17 protein-coding genes are annotated in these 16,656 nt (G+C 55.0%); 5 read left to right on the plus strand and 12 right to left on the minus strand.

Features of this window, described 5'->3' with window-relative positions; translation table 11 throughout:
* Positions 1 to 64: 64 nt before the first annotated feature.
* The 4 genes from QMZ30_RS14845 to ppiA form a co-directional block, all read right to left on the minus strand.
* Positions 65 to 640: an aminodeoxychorismate synthase component II gene (locus QMZ30_RS14845; protein ID WP_283227962.1), complete on the minus strand. Its 576-nt coding sequence runs from the start codon at positions 638 to 640 to the stop codon at positions 65 to 67.
* A 41-nt stretch (positions 641 to 681) separates the two neighbouring features.
* Positions 682 to 1,275, minus strand: a complete 594-nt coding sequence (locus QMZ30_RS14850; RefSeq protein ID WP_283227963.1) for a putative adenosine monophosphate-protein transferase Fic — start codon at positions 1,273 to 1,275, stop codon at positions 682 to 684.
* Positions 1,265 to 1,429 carry a YhfG family protein gene (locus QMZ30_RS14855; RefSeq protein ID WP_071885711.1) on the minus strand — a complete coding sequence of 55 codons (165 nt, stop codon included), beginning with the start codon at positions 1,427 to 1,429 and terminating at the stop codon, positions 1,265 to 1,267. The genes QMZ30_RS14850 and QMZ30_RS14855 overlap by 11 nt, the downstream gene beginning before the upstream one ends.
* 98 nt (positions 1,430 to 1,527) lie before the next feature.
* On the minus strand, positions 1,528 to 2,100 hold the full coding sequence (ppiA, locus tag QMZ30_RS14860) for a peptidylprolyl isomerase A (RefSeq protein WP_034819591.1): 573 nt from the start codon (positions 2,098 to 2,100) through the stop codon (positions 1,528 to 1,530).
* Between the two features lie 261 nt (positions 2,101 to 2,361).
* Here ppiA and tsgA point away from each other — a divergent pair, with 261 nt between their 5' ends.
* Positions 2,362 to 3,540: an MFS transporter TsgA gene (gene tsgA, locus QMZ30_RS14865; RefSeq protein WP_039332716.1), complete on the plus strand. Its 1,179-nt coding sequence runs from the start codon at positions 2,362 to 2,364 to the stop codon at positions 3,538 to 3,540.
* Positions 3,541 to 3,583: 43 nt separating this feature from the next.
* Here the strand turns inward: tsgA and QMZ30_RS14870 are convergent, their stop codons facing one another.
* Positions 3,584 to 4,867, minus strand: coding sequence for a cytosine deaminase (locus QMZ30_RS14870; RefSeq protein ID WP_283227964.1), 1,284 nt, complete (start codon positions 4,865 to 4,867; stop codon positions 3,584 to 3,586).
* 239 nt (positions 4,868 to 5,106) lie between these two features.
* Between QMZ30_RS14870 and nirB the strand changes: the two genes are divergently transcribed.
* From nirB to cysG, 4 genes are all read left to right on the plus strand, one after another.
* A complete protein-coding gene (nirB, locus tag QMZ30_RS14875) occupies positions 5,107 to 7,647 on the plus strand; it encodes a nitrite reductase large subunit NirB (RefSeq protein WP_283227965.1) in 2,541 nt (846 codons plus the stop codon).
* Entirely contained in the window at positions 7,644 to 7,970 is a 327-nt protein-coding gene (gene nirD / locus QMZ30_RS14880; RefSeq protein ID WP_283227966.1) for a nitrite reductase small subunit NirD, read from the plus strand. Before nirB ends, nirD begins: the two co-directional genes overlap by 4 nt.
* A gap of 30 nt (positions 7,971 to 8,000) precedes the next feature.
* Positions 8,001 to 8,804 carry a nitrite transporter NirC gene (nirC, locus tag QMZ30_RS14885; RefSeq protein WP_283227967.1) on the plus strand — a complete coding sequence of 268 codons (804 nt, stop codon included), beginning with the start codon at positions 8,001 to 8,003 and terminating at the stop codon, positions 8,802 to 8,804.
* A gap of 155 nt (positions 8,805 to 8,959) precedes the next feature.
* Positions 8,960 to 10,324, plus strand: coding sequence for a siroheme synthase CysG (gene cysG / locus QMZ30_RS14890; protein ID WP_283227968.1), 1,365 nt, complete (start codon positions 8,960 to 8,962; stop codon positions 10,322 to 10,324).
* Positions 10,325 to 10,377: 53 nt separating this feature from the next.
* On the opposite strand, the gene trpS is transcribed toward cysG, so the two are convergent.
* The 7 genes from trpS to aroK all read right to left on the minus strand — a co-directional run bounded on the left by trpS (position 10,378) and on the right by aroK (position 16,549).
* Positions 10,378 to 11,382, minus strand: coding sequence for a tryptophan--tRNA ligase (gene trpS / locus QMZ30_RS14895; protein ID WP_039332703.1), 1,005 nt, complete (start codon positions 11,380 to 11,382; stop codon positions 10,378 to 10,380).
* 15 nt (positions 11,383 to 11,397) lie between these two features.
* Positions 11,398 to 12,075: a phosphoglycolate phosphatase gene (locus QMZ30_RS14900; RefSeq protein ID WP_283227969.1), complete on the minus strand. Its 678-nt coding sequence runs from the start codon at positions 12,073 to 12,075 to the stop codon at positions 11,398 to 11,400.
* A complete protein-coding gene (rpe, locus tag QMZ30_RS14905) occupies positions 12,059 to 12,742 on the minus strand; it encodes a ribulose-phosphate 3-epimerase (protein ID WP_039332700.1) in 684 nt (227 codons plus the stop codon). Before rpe ends, QMZ30_RS14900 begins: the two co-directional genes overlap by 17 nt.
* A 65-nt stretch (positions 12,743 to 12,807) precedes the next feature.
* Positions 12,808 to 13,620 (minus strand): adenine-specific DNA-methyltransferase, encoded by an 813-nt coding sequence (dam, locus tag QMZ30_RS14910; protein WP_058969743.1) that lies wholly within the window; start codon positions 13,618 to 13,620, stop codon positions 12,808 to 12,810.
* A gap of 96 nt (positions 13,621 to 13,716) precedes the next feature.
* Entirely contained in the window at positions 13,717 to 14,748 is a 1,032-nt protein-coding gene (locus tag QMZ30_RS14915) for an SPOR domain-containing protein (RefSeq protein WP_283227970.1), read from the minus strand.
* A 150-nt stretch (positions 14,749 to 14,898) separates the two neighbouring features.
* Positions 14,899 to 15,987, minus strand: a complete 1,089-nt coding sequence (aroB, locus tag QMZ30_RS14920) for a 3-dehydroquinate synthase (protein WP_283227971.1) — start codon at positions 15,985 to 15,987, stop codon at positions 14,899 to 14,901.
* 40 nt (positions 15,988 to 16,027) lie between these two features.
* On the minus strand, positions 16,028 to 16,549 hold the full coding sequence (aroK, locus tag QMZ30_RS14925) for a shikimate kinase AroK (RefSeq protein ID WP_010617392.1): 522 nt from the start codon (positions 16,547 to 16,549) through the stop codon (positions 16,028 to 16,030).
* Between the last annotated feature and the right edge of the window lie 107 nt (positions 16,550 to 16,656).

The raw sequence follows: 16,656 nt of genomic DNA on the forward strand, positions 1-16,656 counted from the left end.
TTGAGCTGAAGTGAAATTATAATCACAAAATATGCATAAAAAATCACACGAAGGCAAATATAAGTTACGCGTTCAGAAAATTAGCCAAGAGCTGGTGGCCCTGCTCGCTGAGGATGCTCTCAGGATGGAACTGCACCCCTTCCAGCGGCAAGGTGCGATGGCGGAAGCCCATGATCTCATCCGGCTCGCCGTTGCGCAGGCTCCAGGCGGTGACTTCGAATTCAGCGGGCAGCGTATCGCGCGCCACAATCAGTGAATGGTAGCGCGTCACGGTGAGAGGATTATTAAGGTTGCGAAACACGCCTTGCTGGGTGTGCTGGATTACGGAAGTTTTCCCATGCATCACCTGGCGCGCGCGAACCACCTGCGCACCATATGCCTGCGCAATCGCCTGATGGCCAAGGCACACGCCAAGAATCGGCAGGCTTCCAGCAAAGTGACGAATCGCCTCCAGCGAGACACCGGATTGATCCGGGGTACAGGGGCCAGGAGAAATCACCAGATGTGTCAGCGGCAGCGCCTCGATTTCCGCCACGGTAATGGCATCATTACGCACCACGCGCACATCCGCGCCCAGTTCACAGAAGTACTGGTAGAGATTCCAGGTGAAGGAGTCGTAGTTATCAATTAGCAGCAGCATAATGCCCTCAGGCCAGAAAAACCGCCGCTATTCTACGCATTTTAACGCGCGGGGCTCACCACTTTCGCAAACTGCGCCGTCAACGGTGCCAGATCGCCCGCCACACCGGCAAAGATCGCGCTGCGCCAGGCGTCTCGCTCCAGTTTATCCCACGTCAGCAGATAACCGGCATGCAGCGCCAGCTGTTCAAAGAAAATACGCTGTGTCCGACCATTTCCCGCGCGGAACGGGTGCAGCACGAATATCTCACAGTAATAGTGCGCCAGGCGCGCCACAAACTCCGTCTGCGGCAGGTTGACCAGTTGTTGCTCATCCTCCAGCGCCGCCATCAGCCCATTGCCCTCTTTCTCAATGTATTCACAGTGGCAATATGGCGTTTCGTCGCGCCAGATATCTATGCTGCGCACTTCACCGGCCCAGCTGTAGAGGTCCTGAAACAGGGTACGGTGAATATGGCACAGCCACGGCATTCCTCTGCTGCGCGGCCCTAACTCCAGTGTCGCCAGACGTGCCGCGCTAAAAGCCAGCTCCGCTTTACGCAGTTGCGCTTCGTCATGAATATCGAGACGATTTTTTAGCACCCTGTCGTTATGCCAAAGATAGGGATCGCGCACTGCCAGACTGTTATCCGCCATATTGCCTCCTCAATGACTCCAGTCGATCTTCCTGCTGCTCAGTGGGGATTTCGATAGGCGCATAACCGGCCAGGCGGCAACTGGCCTGATAACTGGCCGCACGGCGCTGCTGCCACAGAGTGGTTTTCTGTTTTTCAGTGAGTTTGCTGGTCATAGGGCCTCCGGCAAGCGATTTGCCCTAAGTATAAGAGCAAATTTTAGCTTTGCCGGAGCACGGCAGAGCGCGCCACCGGAGAATGGCGCGTCAGACGATTAAGGCAGGACTTTAGCAGAGAGGATAACAATCGGTTTTGACGGCACATTTTGGTATGGGCCGACATCTTTGGTTGGCACCTGCGCAATCTTATCGATCACATCCTGGCCTTTCACAACTTTACCAAATACCGCATAACCGAAATCACGTTGACCGTGATCGAGGAAGGCATTATCCGCAACGTTCAGGAAGAACTGGCTGGTCGCGCTATCTTTATCTGCAGTGCGCGCCATCGAAATGGTGCCACGCAGGTTACGCAAACCGTTGTCGGCTTCGTTCTTGATCGGTGCAACGGTCTGCTTCTGCTGCATGTCCGTTGTAAAGCCGCCGCCCTGGATCATAAAGCCAGGGATCACGCGATGGAAAATGGTGTTGTTGTAGAAACCGTTGTTGACGTAGTCGACAAAGTTCTTCACCGAAACCGGGGCTTTCTGGTTGTTCAGTTCGAGTTCGATATTGCCCGCAGAAGTGGTGAGCAGCACATGCGTATCCCCTTTTGCTGCAAGAGCAGTAGCGGATACAGAAGAGAGCGCTAACAGGGCAACTGCCGCTGTCAAAGTACGTTTAAACATGAATGATTCCTTACCATGGAGTGCAAGCTCAAAACGAGATTGATTGTAAAGAGCAAGTTATATAAGAGCCAGCGTTTTACCGATATTTACGCTGATGTTGCGATTGTCATACTTTTGCGCTCACGCAATCATTTGCGTGACGAAAATCACACTATTAATGAAATATTTCGCGCTTGTTTCACTCGTTGTTTATTAAGATCACAGTTCCATTTACAATTCATGACACTTTTTGCCCATCCCGGCGCTTCACAGGTTCAGAACATGACAAACCGTAATCGCATTGGCCTTACCTGGATCAGCTTTTTCTCTTACGCGCTCACCGGCGCGCTGGTTATTGTTACCGGCATGGTGCTGGATAATATTGCCCAGTATTTCCAGTTGCCGATTTCAGAAATGAGCAACACCTTCACCTTCCTGAATGCCGGTATTTTGGTCGCGGTATTCCTGAACGCCTGGTTGATGGTGATTGTGCCGCTGAAACGCCAGCTGATCTTTGGCTTTGTGCTGATGATCCTTGCCGTCGCGGGCTTGATGACCAGCCACGATCTGACCATCTTCTCGCTGTGCATGTTCGTGCTCGGCGTGGTGAGCGGCATTACGATGTCGATCGGTACCTTCCTGATTACGCATCTGTATGATGGCCGCCAGCGCGGTTCACGTCTGCTGTTTACCGACTCTTTCTTTAGCATGGCCGGCACTATTTTCCCGATCATCGCGGGTGTACTGCTGGCGCGCGCGCTGCCGTGGTACTGGGTTTATGCCTGCATTGGCGTGATTTACCTGGCGATCTTCGTACTCACGCTGATGGTGGAATTCCCTGAGCTGAAAAGCGAAGCTGCGGTGCAAGGCGGCGAGAAAGAGAAATGGGGCATTGGCGTGCTGTTCCTGTCGATTGCCGCACTCTGCTACATCCTTGGCCAGTTGGGCTTTATCTCTTGGGTACCGGAGTACGCCACCAAGTCGATGGGCATGGATATCGCCGCGGCTGGTCAGCTGGTGGGTAACTTCTGGACCGCCTACATGGTCGGTATGTGGGTGTTCAGCTTCTTGCTGCGCTTCTTCGATCTGCAACGTATTCTGATGGTTCTGGCCGCCCTGGCAACGGGCTTGATGTACTGGTTCGTCACCACAAATGATGCCAGCATGCTGCACTGGATCATCATGATTCTGGGCTTCAGCTCCAGCGCTATCTACACCACCATCATTACGCTGGGATCGCTGCAAACCAAAGTCTCTTCACCGAAACTGGTCAACTTTATCCTGACCTGCGGCACCGTCGGCACTATGCTGACCTTCGTCGTGACTGGCCCGATTGTGGCGAGCGGTGGCGCACATGCAGCACTCTCTACCGCTAACGGTCTGTATGCCGTGGTGTTCGTGATGTGTGTACTGCTCGGCTTTGTGACCAAACATCGCCAGCACGGCCATGTGACGCACTAACGCGCTTGAGTGGGCGGCCTTCAGGCCGCCCACGTCGATCTCACTACCGTTTAAACGTGACCGCTTCCGCTGCGTCCAGGTAAATCTCACTCCTTGCAGGCTGCGTTGCGGCCACCACCCTTCCCTGACGTATCGAATAACGCACCGGCACTTGCCTGCGTACCGCATCAAATCCACTGTCAGCAGGCAGGATAATCAGGCTGGCATCATCTCCTACGGCAAGACCATAGTGCTCCAGTTGCATTGCCTTGGCGCTGTTCTCAGTAATCAGTTTCAGGCCATTGTCGATTTGCTCATAGCCCATCAACTGACAGACATGCAACCCCATGTGCAGCACCTGCAGCATGCTGGCGGTGCCCAGCGGATACCAGGGATCAAACACATCATCGTGGCCGAAGCACACATTGATATCGGCATCGAGCAGCTCTTTCACACGTGTGATGCCCCGCCGTTTCGGATAACTGTCAAAACGCCCCTGCAGATGGATATTCACCAGCGGATTCGCCACGAAGTGAATCTTTGACAGCTTCAGCAGCCGGAACAGACGTGAAGTGTAGGCATTATTGTAGGAGTGCATCGCCGTGGTGTGGCTGGCAGTCACCCGTTCGCCATTGCCGTCACGGTGCGCCAGTGCCGCCACCGTTTCAACAAAACGCGACTGTTCATCGTCGATCTCATCGCAGTGCACATCCACCATTCGATCATAGCGATTGGCGAGGGCAAAGGCTTTGTGCAGTGACTCCACGCCATACTCACGGGTGAATTCAAAATGCGGAATAGCACCGACCACATCCGCACCGAGGCGCAGCGCCTCTTCCAGCAGCGCTTCGCCGTTGGGATAGGAGAGAATCCCCTCTTGGGGAAAGGCCACAATCTGGATGTCGATCCACGGTGCCATCTCGGCTTTGACTTCCAGCATGGCTTTCAACGCGGTAAGTGTGGGATCGGAGACATCAACGTGGGTGCGCACATGCTGAATACCGTTGGCAATTTGCCACTTCAGCGTCTGCTGCGCGCGCTGTTTGACATCTTCATGGCTGAGCAGCGCTTTGCGCTCTGCCCAACGCTCGATGCCCTCAAACAGCGTGCCGGATTGGTTCCACGCAGGCTGACCGGCGGTTTGTGTGGTGTCGAGGTGAATATGCGGCTCAATAAAAGGTGCACTTGCCAGCCCGGCTTCGGCATCCAGCGCATCGTCCTGCTCCTGCACCTGCGGTGGTTGGGGGCGAATCGCCGCAATTTTCCCGCCGTTGATTTCCATCTGCCACAGGCCTTGCTGGCCCGCTAAGCGCAGGTTGTTGATCCACTTCAGTGACCGGTTCGCCATGCCTCTCTCCTGTTTTAAAGCAACAGGTTAAGCTAGCACGAATAGCCATTCGCCAGCGTCATCGATTTTTGGGTTGCCCGCATTGCACAATCATCAATCAATTAAGTCACTTACTAAAAATGTTCAAAATCAGTTACATACCTCAAAATGAGTATATGGCGTGACGCTTGATATACATCAATGAGCGGCAAAAGTAGCGCGTTAAGGTAGGCGCAGATACCGCAAATTTTGAGGCAAGCATGAGCAAACACAATGTCGTGATTATTGGTAACGGCATGGTTGGCCACCGCTTTATCGAAGAACTGATCGACAAAGCCGACCCCGGCCAATTCGCCCTGACCGTCTTTTGTGAAGAACCCCGCGTCGCCTATGACCGCGTCCACCTTTCCGCCTGGTTTTCCCATCACACTGCTGAAGAACTCTCACTGGTGCGTCCCGGTTACTACGAAAAACATCAGGTGAATCTGCTGATGGGTGAACGTGCTATCACCATCAACCGTGATGAAAAACTGATTCACTCCAATACTGGTCGCGCGGTGCATTACGACACGCTGATCTTCGCCACTGGCTCCTATCCGTGGATCCCGCCGATTAAGGGATCAGAGGGCAGTGACTGCTTTGTCTATCGCACCATCGAAGACCTTAATGCCATTGAAGCCTGCGCGCGCCGCAGCCAACGTGGTGCCGTTATAGGTGGCGGCCTGCTAGGGCTGGAAGCCGCTGGCGCCTTGAAAAACCTCGGCATCGAAACGCATGTCATCGAGTTCGCGCCTGGCTTAATGGCGGAACAGCTGGATGGACAAGGCGGCGAACAGCTGCGCCGTAAGATCGAACAGATGGGTGTACGGGTGCACACCGGCAAAAACACCCAGCAGATTGTGCATCATGCCAAAGGCGGCAAAACGCTGGAGTTTGCCGACGGCAGCGTGCTGGATGTCGATTTCATCGTCTTCTCTACCGGTATTCGCCCACAAGACAAGCTGGCAAAACAGTGCGGGCTGGCGCTTGGACAACGCGGCGGTATCGCCATTAACGACCGCTGCCAGACCAGCGATCCGGCCATATACGCCGTCGGGGAGTGCGCCGCCTGGAACAATCGCCTTTTCGGCCTGGTCGCGCCAGGCTACAAAATGGCGCAGGTTGCCAGTGACGTGTTGCTGGGCCGTGACAATGCCTTCACCGGGGCGGATATGAGCGCCAAGCTCAAGCTGCTGGGCGTCGACGTGGGCGGCATTGGCGATGCGCAGGGACGTACGCCGGGCGCACGCAGCTATATGTGGCTCGACGAGCAGAAACACATATACAAACGCCTGATCGTCAGCGAAGACAACCGCACCCTACTCGGCGCAGTGCTGGTGGGTGATACCAGCGACTACGGCAATTTGCTGCAGCTGGCACTGAATAACATCCCACTGCCAGACCAACCGGAGAGGCTGATTCTGCCCGCTGGCAGCGGTGAGAAACCGGTGATGGGCGTGGATGCACTGCCGGACAGCGCGCAAATCTGCTCCTGCTTCGATGTCAGCAAAGGCGATATCATCAACGCGGTGCAAAGCGGCTGCCATACCGTGGCGATGCTGAAAACTGAAACCCGCGCCGGCACCGGCTGCGGCGGCTGTATCCCGCTGATCACCCAAGTTCTCAACGCGGAACTGAGCCGTCAGGGGATTGAAGTCAATCATCACCTGTGTGAGCACTTCCCCTATTCGCGCCAGGAGTTGTATCACCTGATGCGCGTTGAGGAGATCACCTCCTTCGAGGCGCTGCTGGCGAAATATGGCCAGGGTTACGGTTGTGAGGTATGCAAACCCACCGTGGCCTCGCTGCTGGCGTCTTGCTGGAATGAGTATGTGCTGAAACCGCAGCACGCACCGCTTCAGGACAGTAACGATCTGTTCCTCGGCAATATCCAGAAAGATGGCACCTATTCCGTGATCCCACGTTCACCCGGCGGTGAAATCACCCCTGAAGGCTTGATGGCCGTGGGTGCCGTGGCGCGTCAGTACAACCTCTACACCAAAATCACCGGCTCACAGCGTATTGGCTTGTTTGGCGCACAGCGGGACGATCTGCCCGCTATCTGGGCTCAGCTCATCGATGCCGGATTTGAAACCGGCCAGGCCTATGCCAAAGCGCTGCGTATGGCGAAAACCTGCGTCGGCAGCAGCTGGTGCCGCTATGGTGTCGGCGACAGCCTCGGTTTTGGCATCGAGTTGGAGAATCGTTACAAAGGCATCCGTACCCCGCACAAAATGAAGTTTGGCGTCTCAGGCTGTACCCGCGAATGTGCGGAGGCGCAGGGTAAAGACGTGGGCATCATCGCCACCGAGAAAGGCTGGAACCTGTACGTCTGTGGCAACGGAGGCATGAAGCCGCGCCACGCCGATCTGCTGGCTGCCGATCTCGATCGCGACACGCTGCTGGCCTACCTTGATCGCTTCATGATGTTCTACATCCGCACCGGTGACCGCGTGCAGCGCACCTCGCTCTGGCTGGAAAGTATGGAAGGCGGCATCGACTATCTGCGCAGCGTGATCATCGACGACAAACTCAGCATTAATGCGCAGTTGGAAAGTGAACTGACCCGCCTGCGCGGTGAAGTCGCATGCGAATGGACCGCGACGGTGAACGATCCGCAGCAGCAAAGCCACTTCAGCACCTTTATCAACAGCGATCAGCGAGATCCGCTGATACAGCACATTCACCAGCGCGATCAACATCGCCCGGCACGTCCCGCCGAGCGCATTGCCGTTGCCCTGATTGAGGAGATCGACGCATGAGCCAGTGGCATCCGGTGTGTGAAATAGAGCAAATCCTGCCTGCCAGCGGCGTCTGTGCGCTGGTCAAAGGCCAGCAGATCGCCATCTTCCGTCCGCGTGACGATGAGCAACTTTTTGCATTAAGCAATATCGATCCGTTTTCCGAAGCCAGTGTGTTATCGCGCGGCCTGATTGCCGAGCACCAGAAGACTCTGTGGGTCGCCAGCCCCTTGAAAAAACAGCGCTTCCGCTTGAGCGATGGTGTTTGCATGGAAGATGAATCCCGTTCAGTGGCGAGCTATCCGGTGCGCGTCAGTGAGGGGCTGGTCGAAGTGTGCGCCTGACAGAATTCCTTCACTTTATGAGACGTCACTATGTTTACTGACACCCTGAACAAATGCGCCGCCAATGCGGCGCGCATCGTGCGTACTGCACAGCAGAGCCCGCTGGCCTTCTGGATCAGCTCAGCCATGGCCGGTGCTTATGTTGGCTTGGCAATCATCCTGATTTTTACCCTCGGTAATCTTGCGGACCCGGCCTATCGACCGCTGATCATGGGCGCGACTTTTGGTATCGCTTTAACGCTGGTGATCATCGCCGGTTCCGAGCTGTTCACTGGCCACACGATGTTCCTGATGGTGGGCGCCAAGTCCGGCACCATCAGCCACGGGCAAATGTGGTGTGTGCTGCCACAAACCTGGCTGGGTAACTTGATTGGCTCGGTGTTTGTTGCCCTGCTCTACTATTACGCAGCGGGTGCCATGCTGCCGAATGCTAATGCGCTGATTCACAGCGCGGCGCTGGCGAAAACCACGCAACCTGCGATGGCGCTGTTCTTTAAAGGCGCACTCTGCAACTGGCTGGTTTGTCTGGCGATCTGGATGGCGGTGCGCACCGAAGGCACAGCGAAATTTATCGCCATCTGGTGGTGCCTGCTGGCGTTTATCGCTTCCGGTTACGAGCACTCGGTGGCGAATATGACGGTCTTTGCACTGTCGTGGTTTGGCCAGCATAATGCCGACCTGACGTTGGGTGGGATCGGCCATAACCTGCTGTGGGTCACGCTGGGTAACATGTTCTCCGGCATGGTATTGATGGGCCTCGGTTACTGGTACGCCACACCACACGCTCAGAGACCGCAAGCGGCAACACAAGCCGCTGCGTTTAAATCGGTTTAACGTTTCTAAGCCCGCAGGATACCAATCCGTTCGCGCATCGCTCCAGGTGCGCATAATGCGCACCCTACGGTTATGAAGGGGGCGCCATTTATGGCGACCAAAAAGACGCGATGGGCGAGCATCAAGCAGCTCGCGGGCTTTTTTGAGGATGAGCGATGGACTATTTCCCCCTGTTTTGCCGTCTGCAGGGTAAACGGTGTTTGCTGGTCGGTGGTGGTGATGTGGCAGAACGCAAAGCGCGTTTGTTGCTGGATGCCGGTGCCGACCTGCATGTCGGTGCGTTGGAATTCTCCCCTGTTTTTCAACAGTGGGCTGAACAGGGAAAGTTACAGTTACTGCCCGGCCACTTTCAGGAGAGCTGGCTGGAAGGTTGCTGGCTGGTGATTGCCGCCACCGATGATGATGTCGTCAATCAACAAGTGGGGGATGCAGCCGAACTGCGCCGTATCTTCTGCAATCTGGTGGATGCGCCGCAGGAAGCCAGCGCGATCATGCCATCAATTGTTGATCGCTCGCCGCTGATGATTGCCGTCTCGTCGGGTGGCCGTGCGCCGGTGCTGGCTCGCCTGCTACGGGAAAAGCTGGAGGCGATGCTGCCACAGCATCTTGGTCAACTGGCTTCCCTTGCCGGTTCGTTACGTGGCCGAGTCAAGCAGACCTTCAACAGCATGGCGCAGCGACGTGCATTTTGGGAACGCTTCTTTGCCAGCGATCGCCTGGCACAAACACTGGCTAATCACGATAAACCGCATGCGGACCACATCGTCGATACCTTGTTTGACGCGCCGCTGGCCCAGCAGGGCGAAGTGGTGCTGGTGGGCGCAGGTCCGGGTGATGCGGGTTTATTGACGCTGAAAGGCTTGCAGAGTATCCAGCAGGCTGATGTGGTGGTTTATGACCGCCTGGTCTCGGAACCGATTCTCAATCTGGTGCGTCGCGACGCGGAGCGCATCTTCGTCGGTAAACAGGCGGGAAATCACTGTGTGCCCCAATCGCAAATCAATCAGCTCCTGCTGGAGCAGGCACAACGCGGCAAACGTGTGGTGCGACTAAAGGGCGGCGATCCCTTTATTTTTGGTCGCGGAGGTGAGGAACTGGAGGTTTTGGCACAGCACAACATTCCCTTCAGCGTGGTGCCGGGTATTACGGCCGCTTCCGGCTGTGCGGCCTACAGCGGTATTCCACTGACCCATCGCGATCATGCGCAGAGCGTGCGTTTTGTCACCGGGCATCTGCAACAGCAGGGTGAAATGGAGTGGGGAAAACTGGCCGCTGAACAACAGACGCTGGTGTTTTACATGGGGCTGACGCAGGCACCAGAGATTCAACGTCAACTGCTGGCACATGGCATGGACGCCGCCACGCCGGTCGCGATTGTGCAGAATGGCACCACCCCGCAACAGCAGGTGGATACCGCCACCCTGGCAGAACTCAGCCAGCTGGCACAGCAGTTTGCCAGCCCGGCACTGATTATTGTCGGGCACGTGGTGGGCCTGCGCAGCCAGTTACGCTGGTTCTAAACAAAAAAGGCGAGTCACAATGACTCGCCTTTTTAGATCATCTCATACAGGGTTTATGGTTGTGCCACAAAACCCACGGCTTCATAGACTTTCTTCAGCGTTTCCTGCGCTTGTGCACGCGCTTTGGTCGCGCCATCACGCATCACCTGATTGAGGAATGCCTCATCGTTACGGAAACGATGATAGCGCTCCTGCAGCTCGGTCAGCATGCCAGAAACCGCTTCAGCCACTTCGCCCTTCAGGTGGCCATACATTTTGCCTTCGAACTCTTGCTCCAGCTGCGGGATAGATTTGCCGGTGACGCCAGACAGAATATCCAGCAGGTTTGACACCCCGGCTTTCTCTTTCACATCGTAACGTACCACGGGTGGCTCAGCGGAATCGGTTACTGCGCGTTTGATCTTCTTCACCACCGCTTTGGTGTCTTCCAGCAGACCAATCACGTTATTGCGGTTGTCGTCCGACTTGGACATCTTTTTCGTCGGCTCCAGCAATGACATCACGCGTGCGCCAGATTTTGGAATAAACGGCTCAGGGATCTTGAAGACATCGCCATACAGGGCGTTGAAACGACCGGCGATATCGCGACTCAGTTCCAGATGCTGCTTCTGATCTTCGCCCACCGGGACCTGATTAGTCTGATACAGCAGAATATCTGCCGCCATCAGCACCGGATAATCGAACAAACCTGCGGTGATGTTTTCTGAGTAGCGCGCAGACTTATCTTTGAACTGCGTCATACGGCTCAGCTCGCCGAAGTAGGCGTAGCAGTTCAGCACCCAGCTCAGTTGCGCATGTTCTGGCACGTGCGACTGAACAAAGATGGTGCTTTTCGCCGGGTCGATACCACAAGCCAGGTACAGTGCCAGAGTATCCAGCGTAGCTTTACGCAGCGCAGTCGGATCCTGACGTACAGTGATGGCGTGCAGATCAACGATGCAGTAAATGCAGTGGAAATCATCCTGCATCTGCACCCACTGACGTAGCGCACCCATGTAGTTGCCAATGGTCAGTTCACCGGAAGGCTGGGCGCCGCTGAAAACGATGGGTTTGCTCATAATATGTCCTGATAATTACAGCCCGAGAGCGGGCAAAAGTTCGCTAAAAGTATCGAGAGTTAAATCGGGTTGGCTGGCAGCGATCGGCTCACCGTAGTTGTAGCCGAACGTCATACCGATATTCGGTACACCCGCTGCCTGGGCCGCGTGAATATCATTGCGGGAATCGCCCACAAACAGTAATTCTTTCTGCAGGATGCCAAAGTGACCCAGAACAAGGAAGATCGCTGCGGGATGCGGCTTTTTCACCACCACATCATCACCACCAATGATCAACGTGAAGAAATCGGCAATGCCCAAGGACTGCAATAAAGGCGCGACAAAGGGTGTCGGCTTATTCGTCACAATCGCCATCGGCAAGCCTTTCGCGTGTAATGCGGCCAGCGTCTCTTTTACCTGTGGAAACAGCGTACTGCCGGCTTCCACCGTTTCGGCGTAATACTTGTCAAACAGCGTACGCGCATCGCGTTGCTCTTCGGCATGCGGCTCACGGCCTAAGGCCCATGTCAGTGCGCGGCTCATCATCACGTCGGCACCGTTGCCAATCCATGTTGAAGCCAATGCCACACCCGGCGGTGGCAGCTGCAAATCACCCAAAGCATGATCGATGGCCTGTGCCAGACCTGGTGCGCTATCCACCAGCGTGCCATCCAGATCAAAGGCTAAGGCACGGATATCAGTGAAATGAGCCATTAACTTTCTCCAGTTCGCCACGCATTTCGTCGATCACTTTTTTGTAATCAGGATGACCAAAGATAGCTGAACCGGCCACGAACATGTCCGCGCCCGCTGCCGCGATCTGACCGATATTATCGATCTTCACACCACCATCCACTTCCAGGCGGATATCGTAGCCACTCACATCAATCAGACGACGTGCCTGGCGTAGCTTATCCAGCGTACCCGGAATAAAGGATTGGCCACCAAAACCTGGGTTCACTGACATCAATAGAATAATGTCGAGTTTATCCATCACATAATCGAGATAATCGAGTGGTGTAGCGGGATTGAATACCAGACCAGCTTTGCAACCGTGCTCTTTAATTAGTTGCAGTGTGCGATCCACATGCTCGCTGGCTTCAGGATGAAAAGTAATGTAGGTCGCACCGGCTTTGGCAAACTCAGGGATCAGCGCATCAACCGGCTTGACCATCAGATGCACATCAATGGGCGCGGTGATGCCGTAATCGCGCAGCGCTTTCAGCACCATTGGCCCCATGGTCAGATTGGGAACATAGTGGTTGTCCATCACGTCGAAATGAACCACATCCCCTCCTGCTGCCAGTGCTTTCGCGGTGTCTTCACCTAAGCGGGCAAAGTCAGCAGCAAGAATTGAAGGGGCCAGCAAAAATTGTTTCATCCGATTCTCCCAATGTTGTGCGCCAGCCACAGCTGGCGAAATGCGTTGGTCGCGGACGAAACAGACTAGCGGAAAAGCGCCAGCAGTTCGTCAACCTGAGTGCGACCACTTATGCTTCGGCTGATGGAACGCCGGGCTTTGACTACATTTAACACCGCATTCTGATACCACTCGCGAGTGAGCAGCGTGTCGTGGTTAGAAATCAGTACCGGTATACCGTTTTCCTGCGCCAGCTTATTGGCCAGTTCAGCCAAATGCTGCTGCTCGCGCAGGCTAAAGCTGTTGGTGTGATAAGCGGTAAAGTTGGCCGTCGCAGACAAGGGCGCGTACGGCGGATCGCAATAAACCACTGAACCAGCAGGGGCGTTGTTCAGAGTAACATCGTACGATTCACAGACAAAGGTCGCTTTTTGTGCCCGCTCGGCAAACCACAGCAGTTCCGCTTCTGGGAAGTAAGGTTTCCGATAACGGCCAAAAGGCACGTTAAACTCACCGCGCAAATTATAACGGCATAGACCGTTGTAGCCGTGGCGGTTGAGATACAGGAACAGTAGCGCGCGCTGATACGCATCTTTGCTGGCGTTGAACGCCAGGCGATGCGCATAGTAGGTCTCCGCCATATTACCTTCTGGCGTAAACAGCAGACGCGCATCGTCAATAAAGTCAGCAGTGCGGGTTTTGACGATGTTATACAGATTGATCAGATCACCGTTAATGTCCGCCAGGTGATAGCGGTCATAATCAGTGTTGAGGAATACGGAGCCGGCACCGACAAAGGGTTCGATTAGACAATCACCTTGTGGCAAATGACGACGGATATCGTCAAGCAGCGGGTATTTCCCTCCGGCCCATTTAAGGAAAGCGCGATTTTTCTTCATGCTGTCGTGGTTATTACATCTTAATTATTGGCTGTGGTGGAACCGACAGCAGCTCTGCGCTTTAAACGGGGCCACGTGTCCGCAGCCCCACATCAATTACTGGCTTTCTTTTTTCACCTGGCTCAGCGGTTTCACCCACGGATTTGCCGCACGCACTTCGGCAGGCAGTGACGCCACCGCGCGCTTGGCATCTGCTGGAGTGGCATAAGCACCGCTCACCAACACATACCACGGCTCACCGTTACGCGTGGTTTTATACACGTGGTAACCGCTCAGATTCTGTTTCTTCGCCCACGCATTCAGGCTCTCTTCTTTTGAAGCCCCACTCAACTGCAGCGTGTAGTTGCCGCCCGTTGGGATAGACTTGCTGGCACCAGCCGGTGCATTGTGCGCTGCGGTGGCATGCGTTTTATTCTCTTTAACCACTGGCACGGGCTTGGTGTTCGCTGCTGGTGCTTTGTGCGTGGTGCTGTTGTGCGTCTCACGTGTGCCGTTGCTACTGGTACGTGATGGTGTTTCAGAGCGCATGGCTGGCGGAGTGATCGCTTTACCGTTGCCACTGACCGTTGCCGGTGCAGTCGGTAATGAGCTATTGCCCTGCGCACCCTGCGCGGCGTTATCCACCTGGCCTTGCTGATTGTTCAACGCGCTGTTGAGATCGCCCGGCAACGTCACACGTTGCTGATTCGCGGGAGTCTCCACTGGCGCAGCCTGAGTCGGCGTCGAGGAGACCGCAGGCATCGAGATGGCGTTGGAATCGCTGTTTGCAGGAGCTTGCGTACCCGCAGGAGTCTGAGTCGCGCTACCGTCTGCAGACGGCGCAGCGTTCTGCTGGCCACTCATGGACGTCGAACCGGAAAGGTCGATACTTTTTTCACCGCCACCAGAAGCTGGCGCCGCGCTGCCATTGCTGGCTGTAGTCGCGGGTTTATTCTCATCCGGGCCGGTTAATGCAGAACCGATGCCCAGCACCACTAAAAGCAGTACCAGGATCCCGATGCCCATCATCATATGCTGACGTGATACCGGCACCTTGGTTTTCGGGGCGGAAGACTGTTTGCGAGGCCGCGTTGGACGGCGGTCACTGGCATCAGGTTTTAACTCATCTTCCGGTTTGAACTCATCCATCTAGCCTCCTCCGTAAAACAGCACGCTTCCCACGCACCGCATCACAACTCACCGCTGTACCCGTCATACTTCAAGCTGCTGCCAGGCTGGCTGCGCTTAATCACACATTCAATTATCGACTGGCTGCGACTCGAATGATGAGGGTATTCATTAGGAATTATTACAATCGTTAATCGCTGCCAGCACCATATCATGCGCAACACCGGCGCGCACTTCAGAGCGACCAATTGCGAGAGGCAGCACCAAACGCATTTCACCTGCCAGCACTTTTTTATCACGCATCATGTGCGGCAAGTACTCTTCCGCCTTCATGCTGTCTGGGCCATGCACCGGTAATCCAGCGCGCAACAGCAGCGCAATAATGCGATCGGTATCTGAAGATGAGAACTGCCCCAGGCGTTCAGCAGTGCGCGCTGCCATCACCATGCCCGCCGCGATCGCTTCACCATGTAACCAGTTGCCATAACCCATGTGCGCTTCAATCGCATGGCCAAAAGTATGGCCCAAATTGAGCAGTGCACGCAGACCGGTTTCACGTTCATCGGCGGCAACCACTTCGGCTTTGAGTTCACAGCAGCGGCGAATGCAGTACGCCATAGCTTTTTCATCCAGTGCCAGCAGCGCATCAAGATTCTGCTCCAGCCACTGGAAGAAATCACCATCAAGGATAATGCCGTATTTGATCACTTCCGCCAGACCCGACGCCAGTTCGCGTGCGGGCAGCGTCGCCAGGCATTGGGTATCCACCACCACAGACGCAGGCTGGTAGAAAGCACCAATCATGTTTTTGCCAAGCGGATGGTTGACGGCCGTTTTGCCGCCGACAGAGGAGTCGACCTGAGAGAGCAGCGTGGTAGGCACCTGGATAAAGCGCACGCCACGTTGGTAGCTGGCTGCTGCAAATCCAGTGAGATCACCGATCACACCACCACCAAGCGCAATCAGCGTGGTATCACGGCCGTGTGGTTTCTGCAGCAATGCGGTAAAGACTTCGTCCATCACGGCCAGCGTCTTGTACTTCTCGCCATCAGGTAAAATCACCTGATCTACCTTTACTCCCGCCTGGCTAAGCAGTGACGAAAGCTTATCAAGGTAGATCGGGGCCAGCGTCTCATTGGTCACCAGCATGGCGTTATCGCCTGCCTTTAGAGGCCAAAAAGAAGCCGGATCGTTAAACAGTCCGGCAGCGATGGTAATGGGGTAACTGCGATCCCCGAGTGAGACAGTGATCTTCTCCATGATGACCGATACCTATTTGCTGAGCCCTCAGGGCGCTGGATTAATTTTTTTCCAGCATGTTGATGATCTGATTGGCGACAACTTTTGCACTTTGATCATCAGTGCGAATGGTGACGTCAGCGATCTCTTCATAAAGCGGATTACGTTCGCCAGCTAGCGCTTCCAGTACTTCACGCGGTGGCTCATCAACCTGCAACAGCGGACGTTTTTTATCACGCTGAGTACGAGCAAGTTGCTTCTCGATAGTGGTTTCGAGATACACGACCACGCCGCGGGCGGAGAGACGATTGCGGGTTTCACGGGATTTGACAGAACCACCACCGGTTGCCAAGACAATGCCTTGCTTCTCGGTCAGTTCGTTGATGATCTTCTCTTCGCGATCGCGGAAGCCAGCTTCGCCTTCCACATCAAATACCCAGCCTACATCCGCTCCGGTACGTCGCTCAATTTCCTGATCGGAATCGAAAAATTCCATATTGAGTTGCTGAGCTAACTGACGACCAATAGTGCTTTTGCCGGCACCCATCGGCCCAACCAGAAAGATATTGCGTTTCTCTGCCATTTTATCGGTATTACTAAGAATTCGTTGATGATACCCCGCGTTCAGCGTTGCTGGCGGGACAGGAACTGAGACCTCATGAGCATTAACAAGAGTCAGACGGAAAATTA

Origin of the sequence: Pantoea sp. EA-12, from assembly GCF_030053355.1 — a bacterium.
Lineage (GTDB): Bacteria > Pseudomonadota > Gammaproteobacteria > Enterobacterales > Enterobacteriaceae > Pantoea > Pantoea vagans_C.

Bases quoted from the DNA above. Each gene is read 5' to 3' on its own strand.
- QMZ30_RS14845 (WP_283227962.1), bottom strand. From the start codon at position 640: ATGCTGCTGCTAATTGATAACTACGACTCCTTCACCTGGAATCTCTAC.
- QMZ30_RS14850 (WP_283227963.1), bottom strand. From the start codon at position 1,275: ATGGCGGATAACAGTCTGGCAGTGCGCGATCCCTATCTTTGGCATAAC.
- QMZ30_RS14855 (WP_071885711.1), bottom strand. From the start codon at position 1,429: ATGACCAGCAAACTCACTGAAAAACAGAAAACCACTCTGTGGCAGCAG.
- ppiA (WP_034819591.1), bottom strand. From the start codon at position 2,100: ATGTTTAAACGTACTTTGACAGCGGCAGTTGCCCTGTTAGCGCTCTCT.
- tsgA (WP_039332716.1), top strand. From the start codon at position 2,362: ATGACAAACCGTAATCGCATTGGCCTTACCTGGATCAGCTTTTTCTCT.
- QMZ30_RS14870 (WP_283227964.1), bottom strand. From the start codon at position 4,867: ATGGCGAACCGGTCACTGAAGTGGATCAACAACCTGCGCTTAGCGGGC.
- nirB (WP_283227965.1), top strand. From the start codon at position 5,107: ATGAGCAAACACAATGTCGTGATTATTGGTAACGGCATGGTTGGCCAC.
- nirD (WP_283227966.1), top strand. From the start codon at position 7,644: ATGAGCCAGTGGCATCCGGTGTGTGAAATAGAGCAAATCCTGCCTGCC.
- nirC (WP_283227967.1), top strand. From the start codon at position 8,001: ATGTTTACTGACACCCTGAACAAATGCGCCGCCAATGCGGCGCGCATC.
- cysG (WP_283227968.1), top strand. From the start codon at position 8,960: ATGGACTATTTCCCCCTGTTTTGCCGTCTGCAGGGTAAACGGTGTTTG.
- trpS (WP_039332703.1), bottom strand. From the start codon at position 11,382: ATGAGCAAACCCATCGTTTTCAGCGGCGCCCAGCCTTCCGGTGAACTG.
- QMZ30_RS14900 (WP_283227969.1), bottom strand. From the start codon at position 12,075: ATGGCTCATTTCACTGATATCCGTGCCTTAGCCTTTGATCTGGATGGC.
- rpe (WP_039332700.1), bottom strand. From the start codon at position 12,742: ATGAAACAATTTTTGCTGGCCCCTTCAATTCTTGCTGCTGACTTTGCC.
- dam (WP_058969743.1), bottom strand. From the start codon at position 13,620: ATGAAGAAAAATCGCGCTTTCCTTAAATGGGCCGGAGGGAAATACCCG.
- QMZ30_RS14915 (WP_283227970.1), bottom strand. From the start codon at position 14,748: ATGGATGAGTTCAAACCGGAAGATGAGTTAAAACCTGATGCCAGTGAC.
- aroB (WP_283227971.1), bottom strand. From the start codon at position 15,987: ATGGAGAAGATCACTGTCTCACTCGGGGATCGCAGTTACCCCATTACC.
- aroK (WP_010617392.1), bottom strand. From the start codon at position 16,549: ATGGCAGAGAAACGCAATATCTTTCTGGTTGGGCCGATGGGTGCCGGC.